This window comes from Ruegeria sp. CF4, from assembly GCF_056537345.1.
The window spans coordinates 18,049-31,131 of record NZ_JBQFRJ010000006.1 but is presented as its reverse complement, the minus strand read 5'-3'; the positions used below and the strand labels follow the sequence as shown (position 1 = coordinate 31,131).

At 57.2% G+C, this 13,083-nt stretch carries 17 protein-coding genes; 3 read left to right on the top strand and 14 right to left on the bottom strand.

Translation table 11 applies throughout. The features are described 5' to 3' along the window. Nucleotides 1-17: 17 nt before the first annotated feature. The 3 genes from ACR0NF_RS13770 to speB are packed head-to-tail and all read left to right on the top strand — an operon-like array spanning nt 18 to nt 3,302. Nucleotides 18-1,229 carry a saccharopine dehydrogenase family protein gene (locus ACR0NF_RS13770; RefSeq protein WP_480778431.1) on the top strand — a complete coding sequence of 404 codons (1,212 nt, stop codon included), beginning with the start codon at nt 18-20 and terminating at the stop codon, nt 1,227-1,229. Nucleotides 1,230-1,287: 58 nt separating this feature from the next. Further along, nucleotides 1,288-2,457, top strand: coding sequence for a carboxynorspermidine decarboxylase (gene nspC, locus ACR0NF_RS13765; RefSeq protein WP_480659483.1), 1,170 nt, complete (start codon nt 1,288-1,290; stop codon nt 2,455-2,457). Further along, nucleotides 2,454-3,302, top strand: a complete 849-nt coding sequence (speB, locus tag ACR0NF_RS13760) for an agmatinase (RefSeq protein WP_480659484.1) — start codon at nt 2,454-2,456, stop codon at nt 3,300-3,302. The genes nspC and speB overlap by 4 nt, the downstream gene beginning before the upstream one ends. Nucleotides 3,303-3,420: 118 nt before the next feature. On the opposite strand, the gene queF is transcribed toward speB, so the two are convergent. The 14 genes from queF to ACR0NF_RS13690 form a co-directional block, all read right to left on the bottom strand. Then, nucleotides 3,421-3,882 carry a preQ(1) synthase gene (gene queF, locus ACR0NF_RS13755; protein WP_480472270.1) on the bottom strand — a complete coding sequence of 154 codons (462 nt, stop codon included), beginning with the start codon at nt 3,880-3,882 and terminating at the stop codon, nt 3,421-3,423. Between the two features lie 15 nt (nt 3,883-3,897). Next, the gene (queE, locus tag ACR0NF_RS13750; RefSeq protein WP_480472271.1) at nt 3,898-4,599 is read right to left on the bottom strand and encodes a 7-carboxy-7-deazaguanine synthase QueE; all 702 of its coding nucleotides are present in this window, start codon (nt 4,597-4,599) and stop codon (nt 3,898-3,900) included. Continuing rightward, entirely contained in the window at nt 4,596-4,949 is a 354-nt protein-coding gene (gene queD, locus ACR0NF_RS13745) for a 6-carboxytetrahydropterin synthase QueD (RefSeq protein ID WP_480472272.1), read from the bottom strand. Before queD ends, queE begins: the two co-directional genes overlap by 4 nt. Then, nucleotides 4,949-5,647: a 7-cyano-7-deazaguanine synthase QueC gene (gene queC, locus ACR0NF_RS13740; protein WP_480472273.1), complete on the bottom strand. Its 699-nt coding sequence runs from the start codon at nt 5,645-5,647 to the stop codon at nt 4,949-4,951. Before queC ends, queD begins: the two co-directional genes overlap by 1 nt. Nucleotides 5,648-5,832: 185 nt before the next feature. Then, nucleotides 5,833-6,825: an MBL fold metallo-hydrolase gene (locus ACR0NF_RS13735; RefSeq protein ID WP_480472274.1), complete on the bottom strand. Its 993-nt coding sequence runs from the start codon at nt 6,823-6,825 to the stop codon at nt 5,833-5,835. A 124-nt stretch (nt 6,826-6,949) separates the two neighbouring features. After that, nucleotides 6,950-7,903 (bottom strand): LuxR C-terminal-related transcriptional regulator, encoded by a 954-nt coding sequence (locus tag ACR0NF_RS13730; RefSeq protein WP_480778430.1) that lies wholly within the window; start codon nt 7,901-7,903, stop codon nt 6,950-6,952. A 93-nt stretch (nt 7,904-7,996) separates the two neighbouring features. After that, entirely contained in the window at nt 7,997-8,626 is a 630-nt protein-coding gene (gene ureG, locus ACR0NF_RS13725) for an urease accessory protein UreG (protein WP_480778429.1), read from the bottom strand. Beyond that, nucleotides 8,623-9,276: an urease accessory protein UreF gene (locus tag ACR0NF_RS13720; protein ID WP_480561653.1), complete on the bottom strand. Its 654-nt coding sequence runs from the start codon at nt 9,274-9,276 to the stop codon at nt 8,623-8,625. Before ACR0NF_RS13720 ends, ureG begins: the two co-directional genes overlap by 4 nt. After that, nucleotides 9,260-9,712, bottom strand: a complete 453-nt coding sequence (gene ureE / locus ACR0NF_RS13715) for an urease accessory protein UreE (protein ID WP_480472278.1) — start codon at nt 9,710-9,712, stop codon at nt 9,260-9,262. The genes ACR0NF_RS13720 and ureE overlap by 17 nt, the downstream gene beginning before the upstream one ends. Before the next feature lie 18 nt (nt 9,713-9,730). Further along, nucleotides 9,731-11,491 (bottom strand): urease subunit alpha, encoded by a 1,761-nt coding sequence (gene ureC / locus ACR0NF_RS13710; protein WP_480472279.1) that lies wholly within the window; start codon nt 11,489-11,491, stop codon nt 9,731-9,733. Then, nucleotides 11,466-11,798, bottom strand: a complete 333-nt coding sequence (locus ACR0NF_RS13705) for an urease subunit beta (RefSeq protein ID WP_480778428.1) — start codon at nt 11,796-11,798, stop codon at nt 11,466-11,468. The genes ureC and ACR0NF_RS13705 overlap by 26 nt, the downstream gene beginning before the upstream one ends. Next, nucleotides 11,795-11,956, bottom strand: a complete 162-nt coding sequence (locus ACR0NF_RS13700; protein ID WP_480472281.1) for a hypothetical protein — start codon at nt 11,954-11,956, stop codon at nt 11,795-11,797. Before ACR0NF_RS13700 ends, ACR0NF_RS13705 begins: the two co-directional genes overlap by 4 nt. A gap of 15 nt (nt 11,957-11,971) precedes the next feature. Next, nucleotides 11,972-12,274 carry an urease subunit gamma gene (locus tag ACR0NF_RS13695; RefSeq protein ID WP_480472282.1) on the bottom strand — a complete coding sequence of 101 codons (303 nt, stop codon included), beginning with the start codon at nt 12,272-12,274 and terminating at the stop codon, nt 11,972-11,974. 1 nt (nt 12,275) lies between these two features. Continuing rightward, complete coding sequence (locus tag ACR0NF_RS13690) at nt 12,276-13,049, bottom strand: urease accessory protein UreD (protein WP_480472283.1); 774 nt, start codon at nt 13,047-13,049, stop codon at nt 12,276-12,278. Nucleotides 13,050-13,083: the final 34 nt, after the last annotated feature.

Genomic DNA, 13,083 nt, shown 5'->3' with positions numbered 1-13,083 from the left:
ACGATCAGGAGAAACCCATGGGAAAGACACTTGTCGTAGGCGCCGGCGGCGTCAGCCATGCCGCAGTGCACAAGATGGCAATGAATGCCGATATCTTCACGGATATCACTCTGGCCAGCCGGACCAAGTCGAAATGCGATGCCATCGCGGCCAGCGTCAAGGAACGCGTGGGTGTGGATATCAAGACGGCACAATTGGATGCGATGGATGTCGCGTCCACCGTGGCGCTTATCCGTGAAACCGGGGCCGAGATTCTGGTGAACCTCGCGCTGCCCTATCAGGATCTGAAACTGATGGACGCGTGCCTGGAAGCCGGGTGCCATTATTTGGATACCGCAAACTATGAGCCCGAGGATGAAGCCAAGTTCGAATATCATTGGCAGTGGGCGTATCAGGACAAGTTCAAAGAAGCCGGGCTTATGGCGATCCTGGGTTCAGGATTTGATCCGGGCGTAACGTCTGTTTTTGCGACCTGGTTGAAAAAGCACAAGCTGGACACCATTCGTCAGATTGATGTGCTCGATGCGAATGGCGGGTCGAATGATCAAGCCTTCGCCACCAACTTCAACCCCGAGATCAATCTGCGCGAAGTGCTGCAGGAAGCACGCCACTGGGAAAACGGCGATTGGCGGACCACACCTGCCATGTCCCACAAGGTTGAGTTCGACTTTCCGGGCATTGGTCCGAAGAATATGTACCTGATGTATCATGAGGAACTGGAGTCGCTTTCGACTCACTTCCCCGAAATCGAGCGTGCCCGTTTCTGGATGACCTTCGGCGACGCTTACATCATGCACGCCAAGGTTCTGGAAAACGTCGGTATGACCCGCATTGACCCAGTGATGCATGACGGTAAGGAAATCATCCCGATCCAGTTCCTGAAAACACTGCTTCCCGATCCCGGTGATCTGGGCGAGCAAACCAAGGGCAAAGCCTGCATCGGCGACATTGCCACCGGACAGGCAAAGGATGGTTCGGGCGAGAAGACCTATTACATCTACAACATCTGCGACCACGAGGAATGTTACGCCGAAGTGGGCTCGCAGGCAGTGTCTTACACCACCGGCGTTCCGGCGATGATCGGCGCGGCGCAGGTTCTCAAAGGCAACTGGGTCGAACCCGGCGTCTGGAATATGGAGCAGCTGGATCCCGACAATTTCATGGATATGCTGAATGACCATGGTTTGCCCTGGCAAGTGCATGAACTGGACGGCCCGGTTGCGTTCTGATCCATAACAAGACCGCGCGGGAGGGACACCCTTCCTGCGCCCTGACCAGGTGGGACCCATGTCCGAGATGATGACGACACAGGCCGGCGATGCTGGTGCCTTTCGCGATTTTGACCTGAGCCGCGTTCCTTCGCCCTGTTTTGTCGTTGACGAAAAGGCTGTCGAGCGGAACCTGTCGATCCTAAAAGATGTCTCAGACCGATCCGGCGCGCATGTTCTGAGCGCACTCAAGGCCTTTTCCATGTATTCTCTGGCGCCTCTGGTGCAGAGATATCTCGGCGGCACCTGTGCCAGTGGTATCTTCGAGGCGCGATTGGGGCGCGAAGAATACGGGGGTGAGGTTGCAACGTTCTGCGCGGGCTACAAAGCACAGGACATGGCCGAGATATTGGCACTCTCTGATCATATCATCTTCAATAGCCCCGCGCAGAAAGACCGTTTCCTCGATCAGGCCCGGAACGCCAGTGTGCAGGTTGGGCTGCGGATCAACCCCGAGCACTCGGAGGGTGAAATTCCGAAATACGATCCTTGCGCGCCATGTTCCCGGCTCGGCACGCCTGTCAGTTCTCTGACGGACGAAAACATGGCAGGCGTGGATGGCGTTCACATGCACACACTATGTGAGCAGGGTTTTGAACCGTTGGCCCGGACATGGGCCGCAGTTGAACCTCAGCTGGCCCCCTATCTGCCTAACCTGAAATGGGTGAACTTCGGAGGAGGGCATCACATAACCCGTGCGGATTATGATCGTGACGCATTGGTTGCATTCCTTCAGGAGGTTCGAACCAAACATCAGGTTGACGTTTATCTAGAACCGGGTGAGGCCGTGGCGCTGGATGCGGGTATTTTGGTGGGTGAAATCCTCGATTTACCTGTCAACGGCATGAATCTCGCGATCACAGACATCTCGGCAACATGTCATATGCCAGATGTGATCGAAGCCCCGTATCGTCCCGCGCTGATGAATGAATCCGAGGCGGGAACAACCTATCGGCTGGGCGGTCCGTCCTGCCTCGCGGGGGATGTGATCGGAGATTACACATGGCCCGCTTCGCTGACCATCGGGCAGCGCTTTGCGTTTCTCGATCAGGCTCATTATTCGATGGTCAAAACCAACACCTTCAATGGTGTCCCGTTGCCTGCCATCGCTCTGTGGAATAGCGAGACCGACGCGCTGAAAATCGTGAAACAGTTTGGCTATGAAGATTTTAAGGAGAGGCTCTCATGAGTGTTTTTCTGGACAGTGAGCTTACCCAGGCGGAACGGGATGCAGCCGGACGTTTTCATGTCATTCCCGTACCGTTGGAGCGCACCGTCTCATACGGCTCTGGCACGGCATCCGGACCAGACGCAATCATCGAGGCATCCAACGAGCTTGAACGCCTGTGCAAAGGCAAGGAACCCTGCGGCGCAGGCATCTATACACACCAACCGATAGATTGCGAAGGGCCACTGCCTGAGGTGATGGAGCGCATCGCCGCCGCGACCGAAGCCGTCGCGAAAGCCGGCAAAATCCCCGTGACTTTGGGCGGCGAACACTCCCTGAGTTACGGCGCAGTATCCGGAGTAGCGCGTGCATTGGGCCAGCCCATCGGCATTGTGCAGATTGACGCCCATGCTGATCTGCGGATTGCCTATCAGGGTGAAAAACACTCCCACGCGTCGGTGATGCACCTGCTGGTCGAAGATGGCATTCGTCTGGCTCAGTTCGGTGTGCGCGCGCTTTGCCCACAGGAAGCAGAAAGTCGTTTGGCCAACAAGGTCTTTCACGTGGACGCCGAGGAACTGGTGACGGGAAACATCTTATCGGTGGAATTACCGGAAGACTTCCCCGAACTGATCTATGTGAGCTTTGATGTGGATGGTTTAGACCCCAGTCAGATGCCTGCAACGGGAACACCGGTTCCAGGCGGATTATCGTTCTATCAGGCATTGCACCTTGTAGAAAATGCGCTGAAAGGCCGACGCTGTGTCGGTTTCGACGTTGTCGAACTTGCGCCCAACGGCGAAGCGGCGTGGGATTTTACCGCGGCCCAGATCACCTATCGCCTAATGGCGGCGTGCGACGGTTGAGAACGGTCGCACGTAAGATCTGTTGGACCTGAATTCTGCTATGCACGGTGAAGCACTGGCGCTCGCAACCTGTTCAGGAAACGAGCTGGATTTCAGAGCGTAGCTTTCAGCCAACAGTTCAGCCACGCCCGCGATAAGGCGGAACACCCTGATCAGGAACCCAAACATTCTCGGGCAAGGGTCCGGTTTGCCAGAACACGTCGATCGGGATGCCACCACGCGGATACCAGTAGCCGCCTATGCGCAGCCAGCGCGGTTTCATAAACTCTTGCAGGCGGCGGGCAATCGAAATCGTGCAATCCTCGTGAAACGCCCCGTGGTTGCGGAAAGAACCCAGAAACAGTTTCAGCGATTTGCTTTCTACCAGCCAGTCGCCGGGTACATAGTCGATGACCAGATGGGCAAAGTCCGGCTGCCCGGTCATCGGGCAAAGCGATGTGAATTCGGGCGCAGTGAAACGCACATTGTAATACACGTCAGATTGCGGGTTTTGCACCCGCTCCAAAACGGCTTCGTCAGGATTGGTCGGCAGGACGGTGTCGCCGCCCAGTTGGGTAAGGTTGCTGTAGATATCGCTCATAGCCGTCTCCGTTCGTTATACGCCGCGTTTGTTGCCCCAGACCAGCACGTGCAACTGGGGCAAGATACGCGGGGTGAACCACCCAACGCTCAGGGTTTTGTCAATCAGCCATTCCAGCCGTCCGGTTGCCTGAGTCAGATCGACCGGCAGATCGGGGTCGGTTTCCGGGTTGCCGGGCTGCAGGTACAAGGGCAGATGCGGATAGCGGTTGGCTACATCCTGCGCCCAGGTGAAATCGGTCTCATCGAAGATTACGATCTTCAGAACGGTGTTTTCGGGGCGGACCGCCAGACAAGCCTCGAACATGGCCCAGTCCATCTGCTCACCGCTGCTGGGCGGTTTCGGGCTGAGCACCAGATTGGCCAGATCCGTGAACCAAGGTTTTGCGACCGAGCCTTGTGTCTCGCAGGCAAAGAGGTAACCCGCATCCGAACCGTGCCGGATCAGCGGTCCGAAGTCCTGAATGGCGGGGTTGCCGCCCGACAGGGACACGGTCAAAGGCTGCCCGCCGGACAGGTGTTGAACTTCGGTCCAGATATCCTCGGTGCTCATGGCCTTCCAATCGTGGCGAAAGGCGCTGTCGACCGCGTGCAGGCTATCGCACCACGCGCAACGGAAGTCGCAGCCACCGCTGCGCACAAAGACAGTGGGTTGTCCGATCAGTGCGCCCTCGCCCTGAACGGTGGGGCCAAAGATTTCTGCGATGCGCAGGGTCATGGCCGGTACTCGGCCCAGGTCTTGGGCGTCTCGGATACTTTCACTGCAGCCGTTTCCGGCCAGCGTGCGGTGCACCAATCATAGAAATGCCGCGCCATGTTTTCGGCGGTGGTCACGCAGTTCAGTACATCATTCAGGTGCTGATGATCGAACGTTTCGTCAATATAACTCTTGAGTGGTTTCAGTTCATGATAGTCCCGCACGAACCCGTCGTTATTCAGATCGCGCGAGGCCAGTTCGACCACGACGATATAATTATGCCCATGTAGTCTCGCGCATTGGTGATCGTCAGGCAGGTGGGTTAGTTGATGTGAAGCGGAGAAGTGAAATTCCTTGGTGATCCTGTACATCAGGCGCGTTTCCTCTCGACCGCCTGACGCCAGAACTCTGGGTCTGCATAGAGGGTTGGATCGGGAACGCCCGCCAGATCGAATGCTTCGCGCCGTTCAACGCAAGTGCCACAGCGCCCGCAATGCAGATCGCCGCCTTTGTAGCAGGACCACGTCTGGTCAAATGGCGTGTTAACCCGCGCGCCGTCCGCTACGATATCGGCTTTCGCGCGATGCACGAATGGTACATGCAAAGCGACCTGCGCGTAGCCGTCCAGAGCTGCACGTTGCATGGTATCGAAAGCATCGGTGAAATCAGGGCGGCAATCGGGATAGATAAAATGATCCCCTCCATGCACCGCAGTCGCCACCGTATCATCCCCCTGTGCCGATGCGATGCCGTATGCAATCGTCAGCATGATGGCGTTGCGATTTGGGACCACGGTTACCTTCATGGTCTCTTCTTCATAATGACCGTCGGGCACGTCCAGATCATCGGTCAATGCCGATCCGGTCAACGTCGCCCCGACCGAGCGCAGATCGATCAGATGATGGGGGACGCCCAGCCGTGTGGCACAGGCGGCGGCAAAGTCGAGCTCTTTTGTATGTCGTTGGCCATAGTCGAATGAGACCAGGCGCGATAGGTGTCCCTGGCCCGCCAGCACATGTGCCAGAGACACAGAATCCAGTCCGCCAGAGCAGACCAAAGTCGTTTTCATGATGTCAGTCCTTGTTTTGATAACCGGGTAGGCTGCGACCGGCGCGGGGACCGCTACTGTATTTCACAGTCAGGCTCAATGCCGTTTTGATCTCACGTATCGTGCTGTCGGTATCGTGATCATTTTCGACATGAGCGGTAGGATCCCCGGGCGACAAGTTCCAGATCGCCCAGGGCTGGGGGGAATTAGCTCACAAGTGCATTGTGACCAAAGTAGAGAAATTCGCGATCCATTCCTGCCACTTCACCGGCTTCAAGCGACAGGCTGGCCGAGTCCAGCATCTTGTAGCTTCTTTGCGATTTTACCCAATCGTCTGCATGCTGCAGAGTTGTCAGGGTATAGCTGGTCGTTTCGTTCAGGTAGTGGGTTGGAATAATGACTTTGGGTTTGAGACGCGCGACAATGTCATCTCCCTGCTTATAGTCCAGAATATGCTGTGATCCGTCCACTGGCAGAGTCAGTACGTCGACCTGTCCGATGGCATCCCAGAACTCCTGTGGCGGGTTGTGCCGATTGTCACCCCAGATCAGGGTTCGAATTCCTCCCGTTTCGACGAGATAGACCACCATATCCATATGGCTGACGTTGTCCGGTGGGCAGGCCTGAACGCCGAATTCACCCAAGGCGTTGGTCCAGTCATACCAGCCCGGAGCCCGGCAGACATGTTTGTCAGCAAAGCCTGTAATCTTGATGTCTGCGAATTCAAAATTTCCAACCATCCGGTCCAGCACCATGGTCGAGATTGGGCGATGAATGGCGTCGTGATCGAAATGCGTGTGCGTTGACATGCAGATGTCGACCGGGGTTTCCGGGAATTCATTCTTGAACCATAGACCCCATGCGCCCGAGGGATCATCGCGCCAGGGATCGAACAGAACGGTTGCCCCGCCCGGCGAAGTTATTTTGATTGCGCAATGGCCGAAATAGTCGATTCCGACTGCGCCATCTACCGACTGCCCGGTGGTCTTCTGCAACTCGATGACACCATTGTTGTTGCCGGGTTGAGTCCAATCGGTGGATTGCGCCTTGGCAGATGTGGTTGTCAGAAGTGAGGCCGCACCACCTACGCCAGCAGCACCGGCAGCCATAAAAAAGGAGCGTCGCGACAAGCCCGGCGCCAAGTCATCCTCGTTGCCGCGCAATAGTGTCGGTTTCAGGTTCAGATCGTCTTTTTCCATCGTTTAGATTTCCCTGTTGTCATCCGATCCGGTTCTGACCCGGACCTGACTTAGGGTAACCATCGGATGTCTTAGCCTTCGCATCGGAAAAACACGGGGAAAACATGGGGGTCATCCCCATGTTTTACTGCGCGGCCAACAACAGGCTACGCAGGTTCTTGCCGCTGCGCTTTAATCCAAGCTTGGCGCGAATGTTGTTTCGATGAAACTCGATCGTGCTGGGCTCGCGCGATAGCGTTCGCGCGATATCCTTTGTGGTTTGCCCGCGCATGATCAACTGCGCGATTTCCTGTTCGACAGGTGTCAAAGCTTCGAAGATCGTGGTCAGATGATCGCTCATCTCTGAAGTGATCGATTTGAGGTTTTCTTCAGCAAGTTCGAGATAAGCCTGCCCGGCAGGGTCGTGATCCAGCCGCCCGCGCAGTTTGGAGAGATATGGGACAACGAGACCTTTGATCTGGCGCAATATTTTTTCGTCATAGTCTTCGCGTGAGGTTTCCACGCTATTGAGCAATACGCGCAACGCAGCGTTCGCCTCTTCAAGATCCTTGGTGCGATTGGCGACACGTTGCTCCAACTGGTCCAACGTTGCCTGCAACTCTTTCTCAAGCTCGGTGCGCCGCTGGATCTCTATCAACAGCGCAAGGTCGTCTTCGATAACCCTGGCGAATTCCTGTAGCCCCTCTCGGAATAGCAAGGCGCGCCGATTTCGACGTGAATCCAGAACGCAGATTGTACCGAATATCGATCCATCCGGCCATTTCAGCGGATATCCGATATAGAATCGCATCCCAAGTTCCATATCATCATTGTCCTGCCATCTCGGATTGCTGGCGGCATCCTCGACAGTAAGCTCACCGTTGCATTCCAGAACGCCATAGCAATAGAGCTTTTCGTTTAGCGTGAAACGGCGACCGATCGCATAAGGGTTTCCTTCGTTGTGGCTGGTGACAAAGACCGAATGGTGCGGTTCATGCGTGCGCATGACAAGACTTGCGGGTACGTCCGCAACGCGTGCGATCAGATCGACGATCCGCTGCCATTTGGCGATGGTTTCCGGTGATATGATAGGGCGCACGATGTAGCTTCGATCAAATGGAACTCACTTGATCATAGACTAGCGGCAAAGCCCGAGAATCCAAACACCGTTGAAGATAATCCAAGGCGACGGTTAGTGGGTGGCCGATACGCCTAGTCCACCCTGCTGGACAAGCAGATCGACAATCGCATCAACGCCTTTCCTGTGACGAAGCGACGTCAGCAGAAAGGGCCGTCCATTTCGCATGGTTTGCGCATCGCGTTCCATGACTTCCAATGACGCACCGACATGGGGTGCCAAATCGGTTTTGTTTATGATCAGGATGTCTGACTTCTTGATCGCGGGACCTCCTTTGCGCGGGATCTCTTCACCAGCGGCGACATCAATCACGTAGATGGTCAGATCCGCCAATTCCGGGCTGAAGGTCGCGGACAGATTGTCGCCACCGCTTTCGATCAGAATAACATCAAGGTCTGGATGGCGGGCCTGCATTTCGGCGACGGCCGCCAGATTGATCGAGGCGTCCTCTCGGATCGCAGTATGCGGACAACCGCCCGTTTCCACCCCGATGATACGATCCCGAGGCAAGATCTGCATGCGCATTAGGGCTTCGGCATCTTCCTGAGTATAGATATCGTTTGTAATCACTCCAACCGACAGCTTGTCCCGCAGCGCCTCGGACAAGGCTGCCGTCAGCGTGGTTTTGCCCGCGCCCACGGGGCCGCCGATACCAACGCGAAGCGGGCCGTTCATGTTGCTCATGTTCTGAAGATCCTCGAATGTTGTGTTTCGTGTTTCATCGATGCGATGTCGGCCAGAAAACTGGTTGCGCTCAGGTCGTCCAGGCTGGCTGTCTGAGCGTCCGAGGCAACACGGGCGCAAACGGGCGTCATTTCGTGTACGACGCGCTGACTTTGTGTCTGCCCCAACGGTATCAGACGCGTCGCGCAAGCGGTGAGGTTGGACATGAAACTGTGCAGAAACATCTGAGTGGTTAGCTCGACCGGCAATCCCCGCAAACGCGCCGCACAACCAACAGCAACCGGGTAGGTCAGAGCGGCGAGATCCAGCGCCCAAACCGCTGCGGTCACTTCACAGAAGGCCTGACCCAGAAGGTGCGTTTCCTGCAATCGCTCGCATGAGGCACAGTACGCGCGCGCCTGCACGTCGACCTCGTGCAATGCTTCGGCCGATTGAGCTTTGTATGCCGATACCAGAAACACGCAGTCGGACCAGCCCGCGCCGAAGCTGATCACGTCCGCAATCCAGGCTTTGGTGTCGTCGGCCGTCTGAACATCACCGCAATCGATTGCCCATTCCAAACCATGGGAATAGGCGAAGCCACCCACCGGATAAGCGGGCGACAACCACTGGGTCAGCGTCAGGATATCTGCGTTAGTGGGCGTGACCATGGGTCCTACCATGACCATATGCGCCGCCCTCGGGTGTGAAGGGTTCAACCACTTCGCGGGTGGTCGCCCCCAATTTACCAAGCATATCCCGGATGACATGGTCACGCTGGATCAGCAGACGATCCTGTTCAATCTGACAAGGCGTATGGCGGTTGCCGATATGCCAAGCCAGGCGAAGAAGGTTACCTCCGGTCACTTCCAGCAATTGTTCCGGTGCAGCGATCACTTCGACCTTGCGACCGTCCTCCAGTATCAGGACACCGCCGTGATCCAGCGACAAGGTTTGGGCCAGGTCGACCAGAAACGCCTCTCCATCGTCGGTGGCAAGCATTTTTCGACGCAGGAAGCGCCCGTCATAGTCCAGCGAGACCTGCGCATGAGCCGGGGCATGTGAGTGATCGTGATAGATGCGGGCAGTTTTGATTTCAGGAGTCATCGGGGGCCTCTTGGGGTCTCAGAACATGAAATAGCGCTGCGCCATGGGCAGAACTTCGGCGGGCTGACAGGTCAGCAGCTCATCGTCGGCGCGGACCTCATAGGTTTCGGGGTCGACTTCGACATGCGGAGTCGCGTTGTTCAGCAACAAATCTTTCTTGCCGATATTCCGCGTGTTGCGGACCGCGACGGTCTGCTTGGCCAGTCCCAGTGTATCACCAATCCCCTCGGCTTGCGCGGCCTTAGAGATAAATGTGATCGCCGAGTGTTCGACCGAGCGCCCATAAGCGCCAAACATCGGACGGCTATAGACCGGCTGCGGGGTTGGTATCGAGGCGTTTGGATCGCCCATTTGTGCACAGGCGATTGTACCACCTAACAGAACCATCTCGGGCTTCACTCCGAAAAAGGCTGGGTTCCACAGGACCAGATCAGCGCGCTTGCCCTCTTCGATACTGCCGATCTCATGGCTGAGGCCGTGGGCAATGGCAGGGTTGATCGTGTATTTAGCGATATAGCGGCGAACGCGGAAGTTGTCGTTCTCGCCGGTTTCCTCGGGCAGGCGGCCGCGTTGTTTCTTCATCTTGTCAGCGGTTTGCCAGGTGCGGATCAGTACCTCCCCCACGCGTCCCATCGCCTGGCTGTCAGAGGCGATGATCGAGAATGCGCCCATGTCATGCAGGATGTCCTCGGCCGCAATCGTCTCGCGCCGGATGCGGCTTTCTGCAAAGGCTACGTCCTCGGGGATGGATTTGTCGAGGTGGTGGCAGACCATCAGCATATCGAGGTGCTCTTCGACCGTATTGACCGTGAAGGGCCGCGTGGGATTGGTCGATGAGGGCAGTACATGGTTCTCGCCGCAGATCTTGATGATATCCGGGGCGTGACCTCCGCCCGCGCCTTCGGTGTGGAAGGCATGGATGGTACGCCCTTTCATGGCGGCCACGGTGTTTTCCACAAAGCCGGATTCATTGAGCGTATCGGTGTGGATCATCACCTGAACGTCCATCGCATCAGCCACCGAGAGGCAGCAATCGATAGCAGCGGGTGTGGTGCCCCAATCCTCATGCAGTTTCAGAGCGCAAGCTCCGGCTTTTACCTGTTCCTCTAGTGCCGCAGGCAATGAGGCGTTGCCCTTGCCCGCAAAGGCAAGGTTCATGGGGAAGGCATCCGCCGCCTGCAGCATCCGCCCGATATGCCAGGGGCCGGGGGTGCAGGTCGTGGCGAGAGTGCCATGCGCGGGACCGGTTCCGCCGCCCAGCATGGTTGTGAGGCCGGAATGCAGAGCGTCCTCGATCTGTTGCGGGCAGATGAAGTGGATATGGCTGTCGAACCCACCTGCGGTCAGGATACGCCCTTCGCCCGCGATGGCCTCGGTGCCGGGTCCGATGATGATGTCGACCCCGGGCTGGGTGTCGGGGTTGCCAGCCTTGCCGATCTTGGCAATGCGTCCGTCCTTCAAGCCCACATCTGCCTTGTAGATACCAGAATGATCCACGATCAGCGCGTTGGTGATCACCGTATCCACAGCACCTGCGGCGCGAGTAACCTGTGACTGTCCCATCCCATCGCGAATGACTTTGCCGCCGCCGAACTTGACCTCTTCCCCATAGACGTCTTCGCGATGACCCGTTTCACTGAAGCGCGCGGCGGTCGCGCGATCCACGATCAGGTCCTTTTCAACCTCGATGATGAGGTCAGTGTCGGCCAGACGTACCTTGTCGCCGACCGTGGGACCGAACATCGAGGCATAGTCACTCCGACTTATCTTGCCCGGCATCTTTCAAAGCCCCCATGATGTGCATGTTAAAGCCATAGATGTGCCGACGCCCCTCATACGGCACCAGCATGACCTCGCGGATCTGTCCCGGTTCAAAGCGGACAGCAGTGCCAGCGGGTATGTCCGCGCGCATCCCCAAGGCAGCGTAACGATCAAAGTCCAAAGCCGAGTTTGCTTCGGCAAAATGGTAATGGCTGCCGACCTGCACCGGTCGATCACCGGTATTGGCGACAACGACATGGCGACTGCGTCGTCCGGCATTGAGCGTCAGAGAGCCTTCGGCCGGAATGATTTCTCCGGGGATCATTTGTTCAGCTTGATCATCAGCGCCACCATGGCCAGCGCTGCCGCCGCCAGACCAATACCAAGTGTGGCATAGTCGGTGCCGTGGGCGTGTATATGTGCGTCGGTATGGGCGGCGGCAGGACCGGCCAGGATCAGGGCAGGGAAGAGCATACGGGTCATATCAGAGTTCCTTCGTTAGCGAATGGGATTGTGAACGGTCACCAGCTTGGTGCCATCCGGAAAGGTGGCTTCGACCTGAACCTCGTGGATCATCTCGGGCACACCTTCCATGCATTGTGCACGGGTGATCACCTCGGCCCCCGCCTGCATCATGTCAGCCACGGACCGGCCATCGCGCGCGCCTTCGACCACCGCGTCGGAGATCAGAGCAATCGCCTCGGGGTGGTTCAGTTTGACGCCTCTTGCCAGCCGCTTACGGGCAACTTCGGCAGCCATGGCGACCAACAGTTTGTCTTTCTCGCGTGGGGTCAGGTTCATGTCAGAGCATCCAGCATCGTGGTAAGGTATCGTTGTTCAACCGGCGCAGAACCGGCAGCAGAGCCTTGCGCAGAGTGAAGCTGTTCTGGGCCAGCATCCGGATGACCAGAAGATCATTTCCGATCAGGCTGGCTCCGGCAGTATCGGGCAGCATCCGGCGCACAGTGTCTAACTGACCCTCGGCCGAGGGCCCGGCAAAGATGACCAACGCCATCGCAAGGGAGCCATTGGCTATGTTCTGCCCCGAGAGATGGCTGTGCAGGTCACCTGAGAACCGTATGGAATCCAGAAAGATAGGCATGCCATCGCGCCGGATTTCGATCCGGTCACGCAGGCGGATATCAGTCAGGGTCTCTCCCATCGCAGCGCGCCCGAAGACCAATGGCTCGACCAACAGCGTTGTTGTATCGGGTGCCATCTCGATAAGCAGTCGGCGGTCGAGAGCACAGCCGTTGAACAGGATCGTTTCCTGAGGTAACCAGTTCACCCGTGCACCTGACCCAACCGTCAGATGGTTGGTGACCTGGCCGGAGGGGCCGGGCTTGGCTTTGTAGATGCGTTCGCAGGCCTGAGTGGTCAGCGTAAGTGTCGTTCCCGTGGCAACTGTGCCACTGAACCGAAATGAGTCACCTCCCGTAACGCCACCGGCAGTATTCAGCAGAACCGTGTCCAATTCAGGCGAGAGCGCGCGGGGAAACAGACACTTAAACGAGCCGGATTGGTGCAGGACATCCAACACCGTTCTGTCACCCAGCCGCTTGGTGCTGAGGCTCACTGAGCCTTTCGCACGTGGCTGCACCCTTTCCGAT

Excerpts from the sequence above, each read along its gene's own strand:
- ACR0NF_RS13770 (WP_480778431.1), top strand. The coding sequence starts at position 18 with ATGGGAAAGACACTTGTCGTAGGCGCCGGCGGCGTCAGCCATGCCGCA.
- nspC (WP_480659483.1), top strand. The coding sequence starts at position 1,288 with ATGTCCGAGATGATGACGACACAGGCCGGCGATGCTGGTGCCTTTCGC.
- speB (WP_480659484.1), top strand. The coding sequence starts at position 2,454 with ATGAGTGTTTTTCTGGACAGTGAGCTTACCCAGGCGGAACGGGATGCA.
- queF (WP_480472270.1), bottom strand. The coding sequence starts at position 3,882 with ATGAGCGATATCTACAGCAACCTTACCCAACTGGGCGGCGACACCGTC.
- queE (WP_480472271.1), bottom strand. The coding sequence starts at position 4,599 with ATGACCCTGCGCATCGCAGAAATCTTTGGCCCCACCGTTCAGGGCGAG.
- queD (WP_480472272.1), bottom strand. The coding sequence starts at position 4,949 with ATGTACAGGATCACCAAGGAATTTCACTTCTCCGCTTCACATCAACTA.
- queC (WP_480472273.1), bottom strand. The coding sequence starts at position 5,647 with ATGAAAACGACTTTGGTCTGCTCTGGCGGACTGGATTCTGTGTCTCTG.
- ACR0NF_RS13735 (WP_480472274.1), bottom strand. The coding sequence starts at position 6,825 with ATGGAAAAAGACGATCTGAACCTGAAACCGACACTATTGCGCGGCAAC.
- ureG (WP_480778429.1), bottom strand. The coding sequence starts at position 8,626 with ATGAGCAACATGAACGGCCCGCTTCGCGTTGGTATCGGCGGCCCCGTG.
- ACR0NF_RS13720 (WP_480561653.1), bottom strand. The coding sequence starts at position 9,276 with ATGGTCACGCCCACTAACGCAGATATCCTGACGCTGACCCAGTGGTTG.
- ureE (WP_480472278.1), bottom strand. The coding sequence starts at position 9,712 with ATGACTCCTGAAATCAAAACTGCCCGCATCTATCACGATCACTCACAT.
- ureC (WP_480472279.1), bottom strand. The coding sequence starts at position 11,491 with ATGCCGGGCAAGATAAGTCGGAGTGACTATGCCTCGATGTTCGGTCCC.
- ACR0NF_RS13705 (WP_480778428.1), bottom strand. The coding sequence starts at position 11,798 with ATGATCCCCGGAGAAATCATTCCGGCCGAAGGCTCTCTGACGCTCAAT.
- ACR0NF_RS13700 (WP_480472281.1), bottom strand. The coding sequence starts at position 11,956 with ATGACCCGTATGCTCTTCCCTGCCCTGATCCTGGCCGGTCCTGCCGCC.
- ACR0NF_RS13695 (WP_480472282.1), bottom strand. The coding sequence starts at position 12,274 with ATGAACCTGACCCCACGCGAGAAAGACAAACTGTTGGTCGCCATGGCT.